The sequence below is a fragment of the Flavobacterium glycines genome, assembly GCF_900100165.1.
GTDB lineage: Bacteria > Bacteroidota > Bacteroidia > Flavobacteriales > Flavobacteriaceae > Flavobacterium > Flavobacterium glycines.
Window position 1 is genome coordinate 155,857 of record NZ_FNEO01000005.1, and the last position, 17,407, is coordinate 173,263.

15 protein-coding genes and 1 riboswitch are annotated in these 17,407 nt (G+C 32.9%); of the genes, 6 read left to right on the forward strand and 9 right to left on the reverse strand.

The genetic code is table 11. From position 1 onward, the window contains the following. Nucleotides 1–15 precede the first annotated feature (15 nt). From BLR17_RS12445 to BLR17_RS12455, 3 genes are all read left to right on the forward strand, one after another. The gene (locus tag BLR17_RS12445; protein ID WP_066330146.1) at nt 16–1,134 is read left to right on the forward strand and encodes an endo-1,4-beta-xylanase; all 1,119 of its coding nucleotides are present in this window, start codon (nt 16–18) and stop codon (nt 1,132–1,134) included. Nucleotides 1,135–1,297: 163 nt separating this feature from the next. Beyond that, the gene (locus BLR17_RS12450; RefSeq protein ID WP_066330147.1) at nt 1,298–2,731 is read left to right on the forward strand and encodes an MFS transporter; all 1,434 of its coding nucleotides are present in this window, start codon (nt 1,298–1,300) and stop codon (nt 2,729–2,731) included. 21 nt (nt 2,732–2,752) lie between these two features. Continuing rightward, the gene (locus tag BLR17_RS12455) at nt 2,753–3,772 is read left to right on the forward strand and encodes a glycoside hydrolase family 43 protein (RefSeq protein WP_066330151.1); all 1,020 of its coding nucleotides are present in this window, start codon (nt 2,753–2,755) and stop codon (nt 3,770–3,772) included. 142 nt (nt 3,773–3,914) lie between these two features. On the opposite strand, the gene BLR17_RS12460 is transcribed toward BLR17_RS12455, so the two are convergent. Further along, complete coding sequence (locus BLR17_RS12460; RefSeq protein ID WP_066330152.1) at nt 3,915–4,577, reverse strand: DUF3826 domain-containing protein; 663 nt, start codon at nt 4,575–4,577, stop codon at nt 3,915–3,917. A gap of 190 nt (nt 4,578–4,767) precedes the next feature. Between BLR17_RS12460 and BLR17_RS12465 the strand changes: the two genes are divergently transcribed. Continuing rightward, nucleotides 4,768–5,268, forward strand: coding sequence for a tetratricopeptide repeat protein (locus tag BLR17_RS12465; RefSeq protein WP_066330154.1), 501 nt, complete (start codon nt 4,768–4,770; stop codon nt 5,266–5,268). A gap of 74 nt (nt 5,269–5,342) precedes the next feature. Here BLR17_RS12465 and BLR17_RS12470 read toward each other — a convergent pair whose 3' ends face one another. Beyond that, entirely contained in the window at nt 5,343–5,870 is a 528-nt protein-coding gene (locus BLR17_RS12470) for a DUF4252 domain-containing protein (RefSeq protein ID WP_066330228.1), read from the reverse strand. 207 nt (nt 5,871–6,077) lie between these two features. Here BLR17_RS12470 and BLR17_RS12475 point away from each other — a divergent pair, with 207 nt between their 5' ends. Next, nucleotides 6,078–7,514, forward strand: a complete 1,437-nt coding sequence (locus BLR17_RS12475) for a S41 family peptidase (RefSeq protein ID WP_066330156.1) — start codon at nt 6,078–6,080, stop codon at nt 7,512–7,514. 62 nt (nt 7,515–7,576) lie between these two features. Here the strand turns inward: BLR17_RS12475 and BLR17_RS12480 are convergent, their stop codons facing one another. The 4 genes from BLR17_RS12480 to def form a co-directional block, all read right to left on the reverse strand. Beyond that, nucleotides 7,577–9,490, reverse strand: a complete 1,914-nt coding sequence (locus BLR17_RS12480; RefSeq protein WP_066330158.1) for a TonB-dependent receptor plug domain-containing protein — start codon at nt 9,488–9,490, stop codon at nt 7,577–7,579. Nucleotides 9,491–9,587: 97 nt separating this feature from the next. Further along, nucleotides 9,588–9,845: riboswitch (cobalamin riboswitch) on the reverse strand. A 216-nt stretch (nt 9,846–10,061) separates the two neighbouring features. Continuing rightward, a complete protein-coding gene (gene mazG / locus BLR17_RS12485) occupies nt 10,062–10,835 on the reverse strand; it encodes a nucleoside triphosphate pyrophosphohydrolase (RefSeq protein WP_066330159.1) in 774 nt (257 codons plus the stop codon). An 84-nt stretch (nt 10,836–10,919) separates the two neighbouring features. After that, nucleotides 10,920–11,390, reverse strand: coding sequence for a DUF5606 family protein (locus BLR17_RS12490; RefSeq protein WP_066330160.1), 471 nt, complete (start codon nt 11,388–11,390; stop codon nt 10,920–10,922). Between the two features lie 80 nt (nt 11,391–11,470). Further along, nucleotides 11,471–12,058 carry a peptide deformylase gene (gene def / locus BLR17_RS12495; protein WP_066330161.1) on the reverse strand — a complete coding sequence of 196 codons (588 nt, stop codon included), beginning with the start codon at nt 12,056–12,058 and terminating at the stop codon, nt 11,471–11,473. Between the two features lie 198 nt (nt 12,059–12,256). On the opposite strand from def, the gene BLR17_RS12500 reads away from it, so the two are divergent. Then, nucleotides 12,257–14,491, forward strand: coding sequence for an FUSC family protein (locus tag BLR17_RS12500; protein WP_066330162.1), 2,235 nt, complete (start codon nt 12,257–12,259; stop codon nt 14,489–14,491). Between the two features lie 38 nt (nt 14,492–14,529). On the opposite strand, the gene BLR17_RS12505 is transcribed toward BLR17_RS12500, so the two are convergent. The 3 genes from BLR17_RS12505 to BLR17_RS12515 all read right to left on the reverse strand — a co-directional run bounded on the left by BLR17_RS12505 (nt 14,530) and on the right by BLR17_RS12515 (nt 17,312). Beyond that, nucleotides 14,530–16,023, reverse strand: a complete 1,494-nt coding sequence (locus BLR17_RS12505; protein ID WP_066330163.1) for a malate:quinone oxidoreductase — start codon at nt 16,021–16,023, stop codon at nt 14,530–14,532. A gap of 113 nt (nt 16,024–16,136) precedes the next feature. Next, entirely contained in the window at nt 16,137–16,553 is a 417-nt protein-coding gene (gene ruvX / locus BLR17_RS12510) for a Holliday junction resolvase RuvX (RefSeq protein ID WP_066330164.1), read from the reverse strand. A 24-nt stretch (nt 16,554–16,577) separates the two neighbouring features. After that, entirely contained in the window at nt 16,578–17,312 is a 735-nt protein-coding gene (locus tag BLR17_RS12515; protein ID WP_066330165.1) for a class I SAM-dependent methyltransferase, read from the reverse strand. Between the last annotated feature and the right edge of the window lie 95 nt (nt 17,313–17,407).

Consider the following 17,407-nt stretch of genomic DNA (forward strand, 5'->3'; position numbering starts at 1 on the left):
AAAAAAATATAGACTATGAAATCGACCAAACCTTTTCTACTATTTTTCTCGGCTGTAATTACACTGAGCAGCTGTACCGCTATAAGTCAAAAAAAAGCGAACCAAAGCTCACTTAAAGATGCCTATAAAAATGATTTTTATATCGGTACTGCATTAGATATTAATCAGATAGAAGAAAAAGATGCCAAAACAACCCAACTAATTGCTAAAGAATTCAATGCTATCACTGCCGAAAACATCATGAAATCGATGTTTGTGCATCCTGAAAAAAATAAATTTGATTTTGAAACAGCTGATAAGTTTATTGCTTTTGGAAAAAAACACAAGATGTTTATCCATGGACATACTTTGATTTGGCATAGCCAATTACCAAAATGGTTTTCTGAAATTAAAGACAGTGCCGAAATGAATGCTGCATTAGAAAACCATATTACCACCATTGTTAAAAAATACAAAGGAAAAGTTGATTCCTGGGACGTAGTTAACGAAGCCGTTAATGATGATGGAACTTTGAGAAAATCGGTGTTTTTTAAAGCACTTGGCGAAGATTTTATAGCTAAATCATTCCAACTAGCTGCTGCAACCGACCCTAAAGTAGATTTATATTACAATGACTATAGCATGGAAAATCCGACTAAAAGAGCTGGTGTAATTCGAATGGTAAAAAAAATACAGGAGAAAGGAATCAAAATTGACGGTATTGGTATGCAAAGCCACTGGCATCTCAACTCACCTACTATTGAAGAAATTGAAGAAAGTATTTTAGAATATGCTAAATTAGGTGTGAAAATCGCTATTACTGAACTTGACGTATCCGTTTTGCCAAGCCCTTATGGAATGCAAGGTGCTGAAGTAAGTCAACGATTTGCTAATAATGAAAAAATGAATCCATATCCAAAATCTTTACCTGATTCAATGCAGGTTAAATTAGCACAACGTTATGCCGATATTTTTAAATTATTCTTAAAACATAAAGATAAAATAAGCAGAGTAACATTTTGGGGAGTTAACGATACTCAGTCCTGGCTAAATGATTTTCCAATTAAAGGAAGAACTGATTATCCACTATTATTTGACGCTAATTTACAATCTAAAAAAGCATATTATAACGTAATCGAAGCTGCAAAAAAGTAAGCATTCAATTTAAAAAAGCAATTAAATAATTATCTTTTATTGTATTAAAAAAGTTTTGCATACTTTTACACAACCGATTGTATTTTTAATTCGTGTAAAATTATTCTCCAAAATAACAGATAAAAATCTAAAAAAATATTTTTTATAATCTTAATCGACCATAATGAATCCAACCACCGAAAAACTATCCATAAAAGAAAAAATCGGATACAGTTTAGGAGATTTAGCAGCAAATTTGGTATTCCAAACATTGATGACTTATCTCGCCTATTTTTATACCGATATATATGGATTATCACCTAAAGATTCCTCTATAATAATGTTGGTAGTGGGGTTAATAGCTGCTTTTATTTTTAATCCTATTATTGGTGCAATAGCTGACAGAACGGCAACTAAATGGGGGAAATTTCGTCCCTGGATATTATTTACTTCTGTTCCTTTGGGTATCATTGCATTACTTGCATTTACCACACCATATTTTTCTTATAGTGGAAAAGTAATCTATGCTGTTATCACTTATACTTTATTATTGTTATTCTATGCCAGTAATAATTTACCTTATTCAGCTCTTAGTGGCGTGATTACCGGAGATATGAAAGACCGCAATAGCCTCTCCTCCTATCGTTTTGTAGCTGTAATGTTTGCCCAATTTTTTGTCCAGGTTTTCATGCTTGGTATCATTAAAACAGCGGGAAATGGAGATAAAGCTATCGGTATCGAAAAAGTAATGACTGTATTGGCCATTATTGGAACCATTATGCTCATCATAACATTTTTGACAACTAAAGAACGTATTATTCCTAAACCGGAACAAAAATCAAGTTTAAGTGAAGATATTGGTGATTTGTCAAAAAACAAACCCTGGGTAATCATGTTAACTCTTACTACATTAGTTTTTATAACCCTTGCTATGAAAGGTGGAGCTTATGTGTATTATTTTGAAAATTATGTCAATAAACAACAATTAACACATTTTATACAACCTTTACTGGATACATTAGCTTCAATGGGGATTAATCCTTTTGGAGAAGACCCTATCTCAGCAGGATTTGGATTGTTCAATGCCGGAGGAATTATTTTCATGATTGTGGGAATTACATTTTCCAAAAAATTAGCAGATAAATATGGGAAAAGAGACATTTTTAGATTGTTCCTTTTTATCTCAACCCTGTTTATAATTGCCTTTTATTTCTACTCTCCGGAATCCATTATTTTAATGTTTGGATCACAAATTCTACATGGATTTTTCTATGGCATCACAATACCAATTTTATGGGCAATGATTGCCGATGTAGCTGATTACTCAGAATGGAAAAATAATCGTCGTGCCACTGCTATTATCTTTTCGGCTATGATGGTGGGATTAAAAGCTGGATTAAGTATTGGCGGGTCACTAACAACGTGGTTTTTAAGCTACTTTGAATATGTTCCCAATTCACTAACACAATCTGAAACTGCTATAAATGGAATAAAATTATTGATTAGTGTTTTTCCTTCAGTCCCGTTTTTAATTGGTGTAGGAATACTTTTTTTCTATGAAATAAATAAAAAAATGGAGCTGCAAATTGAAAGTGAATTAAAAGAAAGAAGACAATAAAAAAATTAATGATAATAAATTATGCCCGAAAATAATATAGAACAAACTGATTTCAAAGCATTAGACAAGAAGGCCATTTCACAGCCATTAATAAAACATATTTATACAGCAGATCCTTCTGCACATGTTTTTAATGATAAAATTTATATTTATCCTTCACACGATATCGATGCTGGAATTCCTTTTAATGACAATGGGGATCACTTTGGAATGGAAGATTATCATGTTATCTCAATGGACTCTATTAATTCAGAAGCAAAAGATAATGGAGTAGCCTTACATGTAGATGATGTCCCTTGGGCTGAAAGACAAATGTGGGCACCAGATGCAGCACATAAAGATGGTAAATACTATTTGTATTTTCCAGCAAAAGCCCACGATGGTATTTTTAAAATAGGTGTCGCGATAAGCGATTCTCCTATTGGTCCATTCATTCCTGAACCAGAAGCGATTTCAGGAAGTTATAGCATTGACCCTGCTGTTTTTGAAGACGAAGATGGTCAATACTACATCTATTTTGGAGGGATATGGGGCGGTCAACTTCAAAAATATAGAAACAATATTTATTCAGAGATAAATCAAGAACCTCAGGCAGATAAACAAGCTTTAGGGCCTATTGTTGCAAAGCTTTCTGCAGATATGAAGCAATTTGCAGAGGAACCTAAAGAAATTCTAATTTTGGATGAAAATGGTAAATCGCTATTGGCAGGAGACCATGAACGTCGATTTTTTGAGGCTTCCTGGGTACATAAATACAATGGTAAATATTACTTTTCATACTCAACAGGAGACACCCATTTTATTTGCTATGCCACCGGAGACAGTCCTTATGGTCCATTTACCTACAAAGGACGAATCTTAAACCCTGTAGTTGGCTGGACAACACATCATTCTATATGCGAATACAAAGGGAAATGGTATTTATTTTACCATGACTCTAGTTTGTCTAAAGGAATTACCCATCTAAGGTCAATAAAAGTTGCCGAGATAAATTACAATGAAGATGGTTCGATTGTTCCTTTATCCCCATATACAAATTAACGGTATCTCATTCACTAATAGTAACCAATCATTTAAATTCTTTATAAAACAGCACAAAATTTGCTAGTTTAATATTAATCGTGTCATAAAAAAGGTCTTTAATACTATAATTAAAGACCTTTTTTTATACTTAAACTACAAGTTACTCTTGTTTTTTTGCTGCTTTTTCTGCCTTGATTTTCTTAGTATAATCAGCATACATCTGACGCCAGTTGCGACCGTGATTATTCAAATATTGTTCGGCCTGAGTTTTATAAATTTCAAAAATAGCCGATATCTCCTTCATACTTTTATAATCTACTGCCTGCTCACGTGCTTTTTCTAGTAGCTTTTGAATTTCAGCTGTCTCAGTTGTAGTCATTTCAGGAACAATAGACTGATACCCTTTCATTGTAAAAGCAACTTTTCCAATTGTATATTTATCTAAAACTAAAGCCACTTGTTCTTCGGTTAAATCTTCTCTTAAACCACTCATCAAACCTTCATGAATTGTCGAAGGCATAGCAGAATCGGCAATAATTTGTCTGTGAAGCTCAGAAAGAGGTTTTCCATCCAATGGATTAATTCCTGCCGGAACAATTGAAGCCGGATGTGAATTATGCCAATCTTTTATTGATGACAGATGCGTCGCAACTACTTGCACTAATCTGTTTTCTTTTGCGCTGTCATTTAATGATAAAGAACCAATCCATTCCTTAGCTTTTACAGTATCTTCATTAGAAACAGCAACAGATTGTGCTTTTGCAAACGTACCAAAAGCCATAAAAGCTATAAGTAATGCCACTTTAATTTTTTTTGTTTTCATAAAATTTTAATCTTGAGGTTAGCTATGCTTCGATAGCGATTTAATAGGTGTTAAAAATACAATTAAAAAAAGACACAATTTTTATGCCAGCTAATAAAAACCAATTTAATTTTTCCAATCACAACAAAATAAATTGTAATTCGTTACATTTATCTACCCATTAAATCAATTTAATAAAAAACACCTACTTATGAAAAAACTACTTTTATTTTCTTTTCTTGTTTTATCCACTTTCAGTTGGAGCCAAACTGCCGAAAACTATTTTGATCAGGCAATGAAAAAATCAAATGCAGGAAATACAAAAGGCGCAATAGCCGATTATGACAAAGCCATAAAAATGAAACCCGATTTTGTAGTGGCTTATCTAAACAGAGGTATAGAAAAAATAAAACTCAATGATTTTCAGGGAGCTTTGACCGATGTTAATAAAACCATAGAAATGCATAACGACAATATCTATGCTTATACAACCAGAGCCAATATTTACTATAAACTTCAGGATTACAAATCTGCTTTAAAAGACTGTGACTTTGCTCTTAAATACAATAAAGAAGATTACCTTACTTACAACCTGAGAGGATTAACCTATATTCATTTGGAAGACAAAAAAAAGGCTTGTGCGGATTTTACTAAAGCAGTTCAGCTTGGAAGTCAAAGCGCTGCAAAAAACTTAAAAACATATTGCAAATAAACCTTTGATAATGAATTAAAAAAAAGCTGTTTCAATGTTGAAACAGCTTTTTGCTTTTTAAATTACATTGTAATTTACTTTTGCGTAAGCTTTTTAAGCTCAGTCCCGCCCGGAATTTGCATTTTATCGGTAAGAATTGAAATATCATTCAAACTAAAAACACCGGTCAGAGACATTAATACCGAACGATTAATACCATTAGCATCATCATCAATAAACATTATAAACTCATTAAGCTGATTATTATTCCCTGCTCTTTTTACATCAATAGTAATCTGTTTACCATTTTCATTTACTTTTTTCAACTCGTCTAAAGAGGACGATTTTATATAAGCATCAGCAACCTCTTTCATTTTTCGAGCTGCTGCTTTATTAGTAGTTGAAAAAACTCTTAAATTATTTAAATTTTGAATTAGTTTCAAATATTGTTGAGTTTCTTTATCAGAAGCATCTACTTTAACTTTACTCATTAATTCAAACATTTTTTTATTTACAATTACCGAGACAATCTCTTCCTGACCATCAAATTGATCAAAAACCGCTTGCCCGTAAAACGTACCAGAAGCAAAAGCAACTAACAACGTTATAAGTACTTTTTTCATTTTCATATATTTATATTAAAAATTACTTTCTTTTTTTTACTATTACACTTACCATTTTTATGCCAAAAAAAATTAACTCATTAAGTTTAATCTTTAAAGACAAAAATACTTAGCTTTATACAGCATTTTAATTTTCTTACTTTCAAAGAAAATAAAATAAATTTAAAGATAGTACTTTTAGATTAACAGCCCTAATTTTAAACCTAAATGAAAACACAATACAAGCATTTACTCCTACTTTTTGTTTCTTTGTTATTCTTACAAAGCTGTCAGGACAATGATGATACTTTACCAAAAACTACCGACCTTGAGGTTCAAAAATTTATTTGGAGAGGACTAAATCAAATGTACTTGTGGCAGTCTGATGTTCCGGATTTAGCTAATAACAGATTTGCTAATAATTTAGAATATGAAAATTTTCTAAAACAATATTCACCAGAAGATTTATTTGAAAATTTACTTTACAGACCACCAAGTAAATACAGCACAGGTGTAGTTGACAGATTTAGCTGGATTGTTAACGATTATCTTACTCTTGAACAGCAATTACAGGGAACTTCAAAAAACAATGGTGTAGAATTTGGCTTGAGCCTTGTCACTCAAAACAGCAACCAGGTTATTGGTTATATACGTTATATTATTCCAAATTCGGATGCTGCTAATAAAAACATTCAGCGTGGTGAAGTTTTTTACGGCGTTAATGGCACGAGTTTAACCTTAAATAATTATGCAGACTTATTATTTAGTGCTGATGAAAATTATACACTCAATTTTGCCAACCTAACTTATGATACCAACAACAATCCTGTAATTACTCCAAATGGTAAGAATCTCAATTTGACCAAAACAACCTTAGCTGAAAATCCAATTTTAATTAAAAAAGTAATTACAAGTGGCACACATAAAATTGGTTATCTTATGTACAATGGTTTCTATCCCGGTTACGACACACAACTCAATGATGCTTTTGGATACTTTAAAACAGAAGGCATCACCGATTTGGTTTTAGATTTAAGATACAATGGTGGAGGTGCTGTATCTTCAGCAGTTCGTTTAGCCAGTATGATTACAGGACAATTTAAGGGACAGGTTTTTAATGAATTGGCATACAATGAAAGAAAATCTTACCTTAACCAAAAATATCTTTTCATTAGTACTTTAAATGAAGCATCTCTAAACAGCTTGAATCTTTCTAAAGTATATATATTAACAACTGGCAGCACTGCTTCTGCAAGCGAACTCATCATAAACGGACTTAATCCTTATATAAACGTAGTTCAGATAGGTGATTATACTTATGGGAAAAATGTTGCTTCGGTTACTCTTTACGACTCTCCCAGCTTTACCAAAACCGGTGTAAACCCAAATCATCGTTATGCTATGCAGCCTATAGTGGCACATTCGGTAAACTCAGAAGGTTTTGGTGATTATTTAGACGGACTAACTCCGGATTATCAACTAACTGAAAGGATAAAAACTTTAGGTGTTCTTGGAGACACTAACGAACCTTTATTAAGTACCGCAATTGGAAAAATCACAGGAACTGCTAAATTCATTGTACCCGAAAAAACAACAACCGATTTAAAACTCCTAAATGATTCCAAAACATTAAAAGGAATGAATATGATGTATTTTAAACCTTAAAATTCACACATAAAAAAAGGCTTTCAGAAATGAAAGCCTTTTTCGAACCCTAAATACCAATCTTACAAATTAATATTCAACCCTAATTTAAAGTTTCTTCCTCGGGTAGTATACCCAATTACCTCATAAAAATCTTCATTTAAAATATTTGTAGCTGTTGCAAACACAGTCATTCGGTTTTTTATTAACTCATATTTAGCTGTTGCATTGAGTAATTTATATGCAGCTGTAACAATCGAAGTTTGTTCATAAGTAATCGGATCAAATAAAGCATCAGGCTTTTTATCAACAAATTGATAACTTACATTGAAAAAAGTTCGGGTAGTTGGCTGGTACTCTACAGAAGCATTTACTTTATGTCTTGGCACATACAAATCCAAAGCCTTTTCTACCTGAGTAAAAGTATAATTTCCTCTCAACTTTAATTGATTAGTCAAAGCATAGGTAAACATTGTCTCAATACCTTTTGCATTATACTTCCCATCAATATTATCATAGCCTCCGGAAAGAAAAACAATAGAATTAGCTTCCTGTCTGTAAAAAGCTACTGCATTTAAATTGATTTTTTTATTCCATAAATCCAATTCAAAACCGGCTTCAACCGTACTGTTTCTTTCAGGTTTTAAATCTAAATTCCCATAAAAAGAGGCATACAACTGATACAAACTTGGTGTAATATAAGCTGTACTGTACGAACTCACTAATTTCAAAGGAATATCTGAGAAAGAAAATGAAGGGTTGATGTTGTACACAAAATTGTTTCCGTATTTACTATGAATATTCAATCTTGCTCCGGCATTCACATTCAATCCAAAATCAGAATTATAAACTAGTGTAGCATAGGGATCAATGATATTGAATTTAGCCAACTCCTTTTGAATATCTCCGTAAGGTGTTAAATTAACCATATCGAAAAACTGAAATTGCCCCCCGCCTATCACAAATAATTCTTCTGCAATTTGATATTTATTAAACGCATCTGCATTTACGTTTCTTGATTTATAAGTAGATAAACTTCCATAATTAAATGAATCCCTGTTCATCCACCCCGCAGCGGTATTAATTACTAATTCTCCTTTTTCATATTTATATTTTGGAGAAAAACCTACACGATATTGCTCTGACTTACCATAATTATACAAATCATCGGCAAAAGCATCTGCATCAAAATCATATTTAAGACGATCATAATTAGCAAAAAAATCAAAGCTTAATTGCTTTGTTGGTGTAAATCCAAATTTTACAATACTATTCACTCTGGAAGAACCATCATTTTCAAATTTTTCTGAATCAGAAAGCGGTCTTGCCTGAGACATTCCATCAACTTCAGAACTGTTCAAGGCGCCAAAATAATTAAACTTGTCTGTTTTCCCATTAAATGAAAATCCCTGATTATATTCCTGAGCCGAATAATTCTTTTCCTGAGCAGTTGTTTGTGTCCCTATATTTAGATACACATTTCCGGAAACGGCTTTCTTTTCTGCTTTTTTCAAAGTAATATTAATCACACCTGTTGCCGCTCCCGTACCATAAAGCGTACTGGCAGCACCTTTCATTACCTCAATACTTTCAACCTGTTCCGCTGGAATTAAACGCAAATCATATTCTAAATTGATATTAGAAGCATCAGTTACCGGAATACCATCAATTAAAATTAAAGTTTGACGATTGCGCCCCCCACGAATAGAATATTTCAAATCTTTTCCCGCTGCGCTTTGATTTCCGTTAATTTCAACCCCTGTAACGGTACTTAAAACCTGAGCTATGGATTGCCCCGGTCTTTTCTTCAAATCATCTGACGTGATTTTTACAATTACCTTTCCGGATTTTTCTTTTGGTAATGCAAACTTAGAATCCGAAATAACAACCTCATCTAATTCATTGGCTCCAGACAGAACAACTCCTTTTTTTTGTGCCAAAGCACATGTACTTATTAATACGAATAACGCACTAATACGAACGATTTTTTTGTTCATTTTAAAAAACATTTAATAACAGCTTAACTGTTACATGACTAATAAATGGGAGAAAAGCATAGAATTACCCATACCCAAACCTTTTTTCCCGAAAGTTTGATACTCGATGCATTAGGCAGGTCTCCTGGCTTGCATCCTGTTGTTGACCTTCCCATTCCATTTTAGATTTAGGATTTTTGATTTTAGATATAACTAAAATCTGAATTCTAAAATCTACAATTAAAACAGTGGTTTTGTAGATAACAACAAGCTTAATAGCTTACAGTTGCGGGTACAGCTCAGGTGTCTAACCTGATTCCCTTTTAATGCTAAATCCTTAACAAGGACATAGCAACCATAATACGATGGCAAAGATAAAACTTAATTTAGCTAAAAATCAAATTTATATAGCCCCATTCAAAATGTCACAAACTATTGTTTTTCAACAAATAAGCTTTATATCAAAAAAAACAAACCCCGAAATTGCCCAAAAACGAGTCAAAAACGGGGTAATCCTTTCTTTTAAAGTGTGAAAACAAAAACGGTATCCTCTTTTCTTTATTTTGTCTTTTAATATAGTTTAACTCAACTGTTATAGCTTCTTCGCTTCTTCCCAAAAAACATCCATCTCTGCAAGCGTCATGTCTTTTAAGGACTTGCCTACTATTTCGGCTTTGCTTTCCAGGTATTGAAAACGTTTAATGAATTTTTTGTTAGTTCGTTCCAAAGCATCTTCGGGATTAACATTCAGAAAACGGGCATAATTAATCATTGAAAACAGCACATCTCCAAATTCTGATTCTATTGCATCCTGATTTCCCGATGCTACCTCCTGCTGTAGTTCTTGTAATTCTTCCTGTACCTTGTCCCACACCTGATGCGGTTCTTCCCAATCAAAACCTACTCCTTTTACTTTATCCTGAATTCGGCTGGCTTTGACTAAAGCGGGTAAACTTCGGGGTACTCCCTCTAAAACTGATTTTTTACCTTCTTTGAGTTTTAATTTTTCCCAGTTTTGTTTGACTTCCTCTTCGTCTTTTACCACAGTATCGCTATAAATATGAGGATGACGATGAATCAATTTTTCACAAATGTCATTACAAACATCAGCGATATCAAAATCGTTGGTTTCACTTCCTATTTTGGCATAAAAAACAATATGCAGCAACAAATCCCCTAACTCTTTTTTGACTTCATTTAAATTATTATCCAAGATAGCATCTCCTAATTCATAAGTCTCTTCTATTGTCAGATGTCTTAGAGTCTGTAAAGTTTGTTTTTTATCCCAGGGACATTTTTCACGCAAATCATCCATGATTGCTAATAATCTCTCAAAAGCCTGTAATTGTATTTGCCTTGTGTTCATTGAATATAGTTTTGTGTAAAAATAAGAAATCCTGTGTTCTAATGAATTTAGTACACAGGATTTCTTATAAAAATTCAGAATTAATTATTCTGTTACTTTTTTAGCTTTTTTTGGTTTTTCAGCAGCAGTTTCTTCAGCAACAGCAACCTCAACCACTTCTTCTACCGGAGCTTCTTCAACAACTAAACCTTTAGCTTGCAAAGTGTTGTACCAGTTTAAAATTTTCTTAATATCTGAAGCATATACTCTTTCTTCATCATAATTAGGTAAAACTTCTTTAAAGTAAGCTGCCAAAGTTGTATTGTCTTCTTTATGAGAAATAGCAGGACCGTTATTTTCTTTTTCAGCAATATTAGCCATTACTTCTTTTAACGGTTTCTCACCTTCGTAAGTGTAGACTGAAATTTCAGATAACAAACTCACATTACTTTTTAAATTTACTGTGATTTTTTTTCCATCAACTAATGATTCCGCCACAAAACCGGTACGTGTTTGTACTTTTAAAACATATAAACCCGGTTTCCCTGAAATCGCTAATATTTTTTCTAAATTCATGCTTTATTAATTATTATTAAGAATTGATTTTTTTTATTATCTGTCTGTATTTGGTCAAAAACAATACCAAAAATAGTTTTTTACCTAACTTTTTTACCAAAGAAACGCATTCTGTAATCCTGGAATGTTTTCCCTTCCATGATATTTTTCAGCTTTCCTTTAATTAATCTTTTTTTCAGAGAAGATATTTTGTCCGTGAATAAAATTCCCTCGATATGATCGTATTCGTGCTGAATAACACGAGCAATCAAACCATCGAATACCTCAGTTTTCATCACGAAATCTTCTTCACAATATTCGAGGGTAACTCTTTCTTTACGATAAACATCCTCACGCACATCCGGAATACTCAAACATCCTTCATTAAAAGCCCACTCTTCACCTTCTTCTTTAATGATTTTCGCATTAATAAAAGTACGTTTGAATCCTTTTAACTGTTTTTGTTCATCAGCCTTTAAATCTTCGTCATCACTAAAAGGTGTAGCATCTATAACAAATAAACGTATCGCAAGTCCTACTTGTGGTGCAGCCAGTCCTACTCCGGAAGCATTATACATAGTCTCGTACATATTAGCGATAGTTTCTTTCAAATTAAGATACTCTGGAGTTATTTCGGCTCCTACCTTTCTTAAAACCGGATCACCATATCCTACAATTGGTAAAATCATTGTTGTTGTATTAAATATTATTAACCTTATATCAAGGCTTAAGCCTTAAATTTAGGATTGCCAAAAATAGTAAATTTTAAACAATGCTTAAAGGGAATAAAGATAAATAGTATTTAAAAATTTAATCCTAAAACTATCTTAATTTATCCTATTGATAAATCTCACAATTCATACCTTTGTAAATAATCCTAAATATTTATGATTACAAAAATTCAGAAATTTGTTTCGAGTACTGAGTTCGCTAATGCTTTAAAAATAACTATTGCCGCTGTTTCTCCTGTATTATTTTTTTCTTATCTTGATAATTTCTCTGTTGGTTTTACAATTGCTTTAGGTGCTTTCTTTACTTTTCCCAGTGATATTCCCAGCAACCTGAAACATAAAATTAAGGGATTATTAACCACCTCATTTATTATTGCCGGGGTAAACTTAATCATCAACCTTTGCCATCCAATTCCCTGGTTGTTTTATCCGGTTCTGGTTACTTTGATTTTTTGTATTTCCATGATTCTCATTTATGGTCAACGTGCCACAATGGTATCTTTCTCGGCTTTATTATCTCTTTCACTGGCCTTTGCTCACTTAAATACTGGTTGGGAAATGCTACATTACTCAGGACTTTTATTGGCAGGAGGCTTATTTTACACGGTTATTTCAATCATTTTTTTTCATATAAAACCCAATCGTTATATCGAATTGCAATTGGCTGAATGCATCCGACTTACTGCAAAATATTTAAAATTACGCGGCGATTTATGGGAATTAAATTCGAATAGAAAATCCATTACCAAAAAACAATTACATCTTCAGGTAGAACTAAATATTCTTCATGAAAATATTCGGGAAGTACTCATTACAAACCGAACCAAATCGGGTTCTTCGGGACAAAACCGAAAAATGTTACTGAGTTTTATTTCTTTGGTTGAAATTATGGAATTAGCCATTTCTACTTCTTTTGACCATAACAAATTTCATCAAAAGTTTGATGGTTATCCAAAAGCATTGGAAACCTATCAAAATTTGGCTTACAACTTAGCCAAAGCCATGAAAGCTCTTTCCAAAAGCATCGAACAACACAAACCTTATGAATCCAAACGAAATTTAATTGAAGATTTACATCATTTTGAATTAGCGATAACTAATTACAAAAAAGACATTCAAAATGAATCATCTTCAGAAGGAGTCTTAATGCTCATTACCATGTTGCATTATGCCGAAAAACAGGTGGAAAAAATCATCACTTTAGAACGCGCCTATTCTGCTACTGTTAATACGAAAGATTTAATAAAAGGAAGAGATAAAGACATTGAAAAATTTATCAAACCTCAATATTATCCATTAAGTACTTTTGTAGAAAACCTCAGCTTCAATTCTACCGTTTTCAGGCATTCGCTTAGAATCACCCTCACTATTTTAGTGGGATATATGATAGGGAAAGTGCTTCCTTTAGAAAATGTTTACTGGATAATTCTCACCATCGTGGTTATCATGAAACAAGGATTTGGAATCACTAATGAGCGTACTTACCATCGTATAGTGGGGACTTTAGTTGGCGGTGTTATTGCTTTTGGAATCCTCTATGTGGTACACAATTCTTATGCTATTAGTACTATGGCTATTATTGCCATGCTACTGGGTTTTTCATTCAACCCAACCAATTACAAGATTGGATCTACTTTTATTACTATTTATGTCATTTTAATTTATGGTGTTCTGTCACCAGACAATGGAAATGTTATCGAATACCGAATTTTAGACACCATTGTAGGCGCTTGTTTATGCTTATTAGCCAACTATTTTTTATGGCCTTCCTGGGAATTCTTAAGTCTTCCCGCCTATATTGAAAGCGCTATTGAGGCTAATCGCAATTATCTAAAAGAAATTTCGATTATGTATAATAAAAAAGTGGATGTCTCTACCGAATATCGTCTTGCCCGAAAACAAGCTTTTATTGAAATAGGAAATTTAATGGCTTCTTTTCAGCGTATGCTACAAGAACCCAAATCCAAACAAAACAAACTCCCTCAGGTTTATAAATTAACGGTGCTCAATCATTCATTACTTTCATCACTTGCTTCTCTGGGAACCTATATTCAGTCACACAAAACAACCGAAGCTTCAAAAGCTTTTAATGTAGTGGTTAACAAAGTGATTTCCAATCTGGAATTAGCTATGAATTTATTAGAAAATCCTAACCCTGATTCAGAAAACATGGTATCTAACGAAGATTTAGACCAACGACTTACCGAATTAAAAAATATTAGAGCCAAAGAATTACAACAAATACAACTAATTGACCAGGAAGCCTATCAAATCAAAATGCAGGAAGCCCAATTAGTGATTGAACAATTAATCTGGATGACTAATTTATCCGAGAACATTCTAAAAACCACACAGCTGTTAACTTCTGTAAAAAAAGAATCCCAACAATAACGTCGGGATTCTTGGTATTATATGATAAATCAAAAAGATTAATTCAACTTCAATACAGTTGCTGTATGCTCTCTAACTTCATTCAACAACTCCGGATTTTCGTTTAATTTTTGACCGTAAGATGGAATCATCTCTTTAAACTTAGCCTGCCATTCAGGAGTTTTCATTTCTTCTTTATAACATCTGCTAATCACATCAATCATAATTGAAACAGCTGTAGAAGCACCTGGTGAAGCTCCAAGTAATACTGATAAAGTTCCGTCAGCCGAAGTAATTACTTCTGTTCCAAACTCTAATTTCCCTCCTTCTTTTTCATCTTTTTTAATTACCTGAACCCTTTGTCCGGCACGTTCTAAAACCCAATCCTTAGATTTAGCTCCCGGAACATATTCTCTCAAAGCTTTAATTCTGTCAGCCGGAGATTGTCTTACCTGCTCAATCAAATATTTTGTTAAAGGAATATTTTTAATTCCAGCCATAACCATTGGAACAATATTATCCAATTGGATTGATTTAGGCAAATCAGAATATTTACCGTTTTTTAGGAAACGAGTTGAGAATCCTGCGAAAGGACCAAACAACAATTGTTTTTCACCGTTAATCATTCTCGAATCAATATGCGGAACTGACATTGGTGGTGCACCCACACTTGCCTTACCGTACACTTTTGATTCGTGTTGCGCAATAACTTCCGGGTTAGTACATCTTAACCATTGCCCGCTTACTGGGAAACCGCCAAATCCTTTTCCTTCAGGAATATTTGCTTTTTCTAACAATGGTAATGAACCTCCACCTGCACCAATAAATACAAATTTAGGATATGCCTTTCTTATAGAACCATCTGTTAAATTCTTGATTTTTATTCTCCAGGTTTTATTTTCTTTTTGTCTTAGTTTTTTTACTTCATGACCAAAATACATATTCACTCCATCTAACTGGGTCAGATAATGAAACATATTTCTAGTCAATTCTCCAAAATTAACATCAGTTCCAATAGCCATAGTAGTACCGGCTACTTTGCCTGACTCTTTTCTGCCTTCCATCACCAAAGGCATCCATTTTTTTAATTCAGTAAAATCAGTACTGAACTGCATATCTGCAAAAAGAGGGTTTGCCTGTAAAGCTTTATAACGTTTCGTTAAATAATCTACATTTTTATCTCCCCATACAAAACTGATATGTGGAATTCTTTTTATAAAATTTTCCGGAGCAGATACTTTTCCCTGTTGCACTAAATAAGCCCAAAATTGGCGAGATACTTCAAAGGATTCAGCAATACTAATCGCTTTTTTAGGATCAATGCTTCCATCACTTCCTTCCGGAGTGTAATTCAATTCACAAAATGCTGAATGTCCCGTTCCTGCATTATTCCATGCATCTGAACTCTCGGCAGCAGCACTATCTAATCTTTCGTAAATATCAATGGTTAAATCAGGTTGTAATTCTTTTAGAATTAAGCCTAAAGTGGCACTCATAATTCCAGCTCCAATAAGAACTACATCACAGTGTGAACGTATGGTTGTATCAGACATAATATTATTTTTATTCGGCGCAAAGATACTTTAATATTCTTGTAATTAAAAGAGTGATTTAGATTGAAAAAGTTACATTTATCACTAAGATTAATCGTTTTAACAAAGAATTATTAAAACATTTTACGGGAAAGGTAATCTTGCAACATGATAGTTGCTGAAATTTCATCAATCAGAGCTTTATTCTGACGTTGTTTTTTCTTCAAGCCACTATCAATCATGGTTTGGAAAGCCATTTTTGAAGTAAATCGTTCATCTACACGAACTACTTTCATATCCGGAAAATGATTCGTAAAATGCGTTACAAAACCTTTAATAATAGAAGCGCTTTGAGAAGGCTCTCCATTCATCTGTTTAGGCTCCCCAATTAGTACCAACTCTACTTTTTCTTTCGAAAAATACTCTTTCAAAAAATCGATAGCAGTAGCTGAAGGAATAGTCGTTAATCCCGAGGCTATAATTTGTAATTCATCGGTAACTGCAATTCCTGTACGTTTTTGTCCGTAATCAATAGCGAGAATTCTTGGCATTTATTTTTATTTTTCACAAAGATACTATTTTAATTTCCCGATTCTTAACAATAAAGGAAAGCGCACTTGTTTATTGTTCTTTTCCCATGAAGATTGCAATTCATCCCGAATCAAATCGATTGGATTTTGATTGTTTTTTGAAATATAATGCTGTGTTGCCGACCAGGTTTCTAAATAACCCGTTAATTCTTCAAAAGTCCAACTCAATTGATTCTGAAACTTTTTCACAGGAATTTCATCAAACGGAAAAGGAATCGTTTCATAATTCTCATCTAAATATTTTCGTTCTTTATCCCAGTAAGGCCCTACTATATTATAATAGAAATGATTTAAAATTACATCCGAATGGGTATTAGTCGAAAACAATCCATACCCCATTACTGCAAAAATACCATCCGGTTTTAAGATTCGATAGATTTCTTTATAAAACACATCAAAATCAAACCAATGCACCGCTTGAGCCACAGTTATTAAATCAAATTTTTGATTTTCGAAAGTCATTTTTTCTGCTGCTGACAACTGATAAATGATATTATCAGCCTGAATAGCATTATCCAATTGTTTTTGACTGATATCAGTTCCATAAACTGTTTTGAAAAATGGAGAAAGTTTACTTGCTACTTGTCCGTTTCCCGTTGCAATATCAAGTGCCAGCGATTTCTTTTTGACAAAAGAAACCACATATTCAATCAATTCATCTGGATATTGCGGACGAAATTTTGAATATCCGGAAGCCTGTTTCGAAAAATTATCTTTCATAACTAATCATTATTAATCTTTTTAAAATTGTCATTGCTATTGATTTTTGTCATTGCCATTATCAATTCTCTTTTCTAAGATATTAAATTAATTTG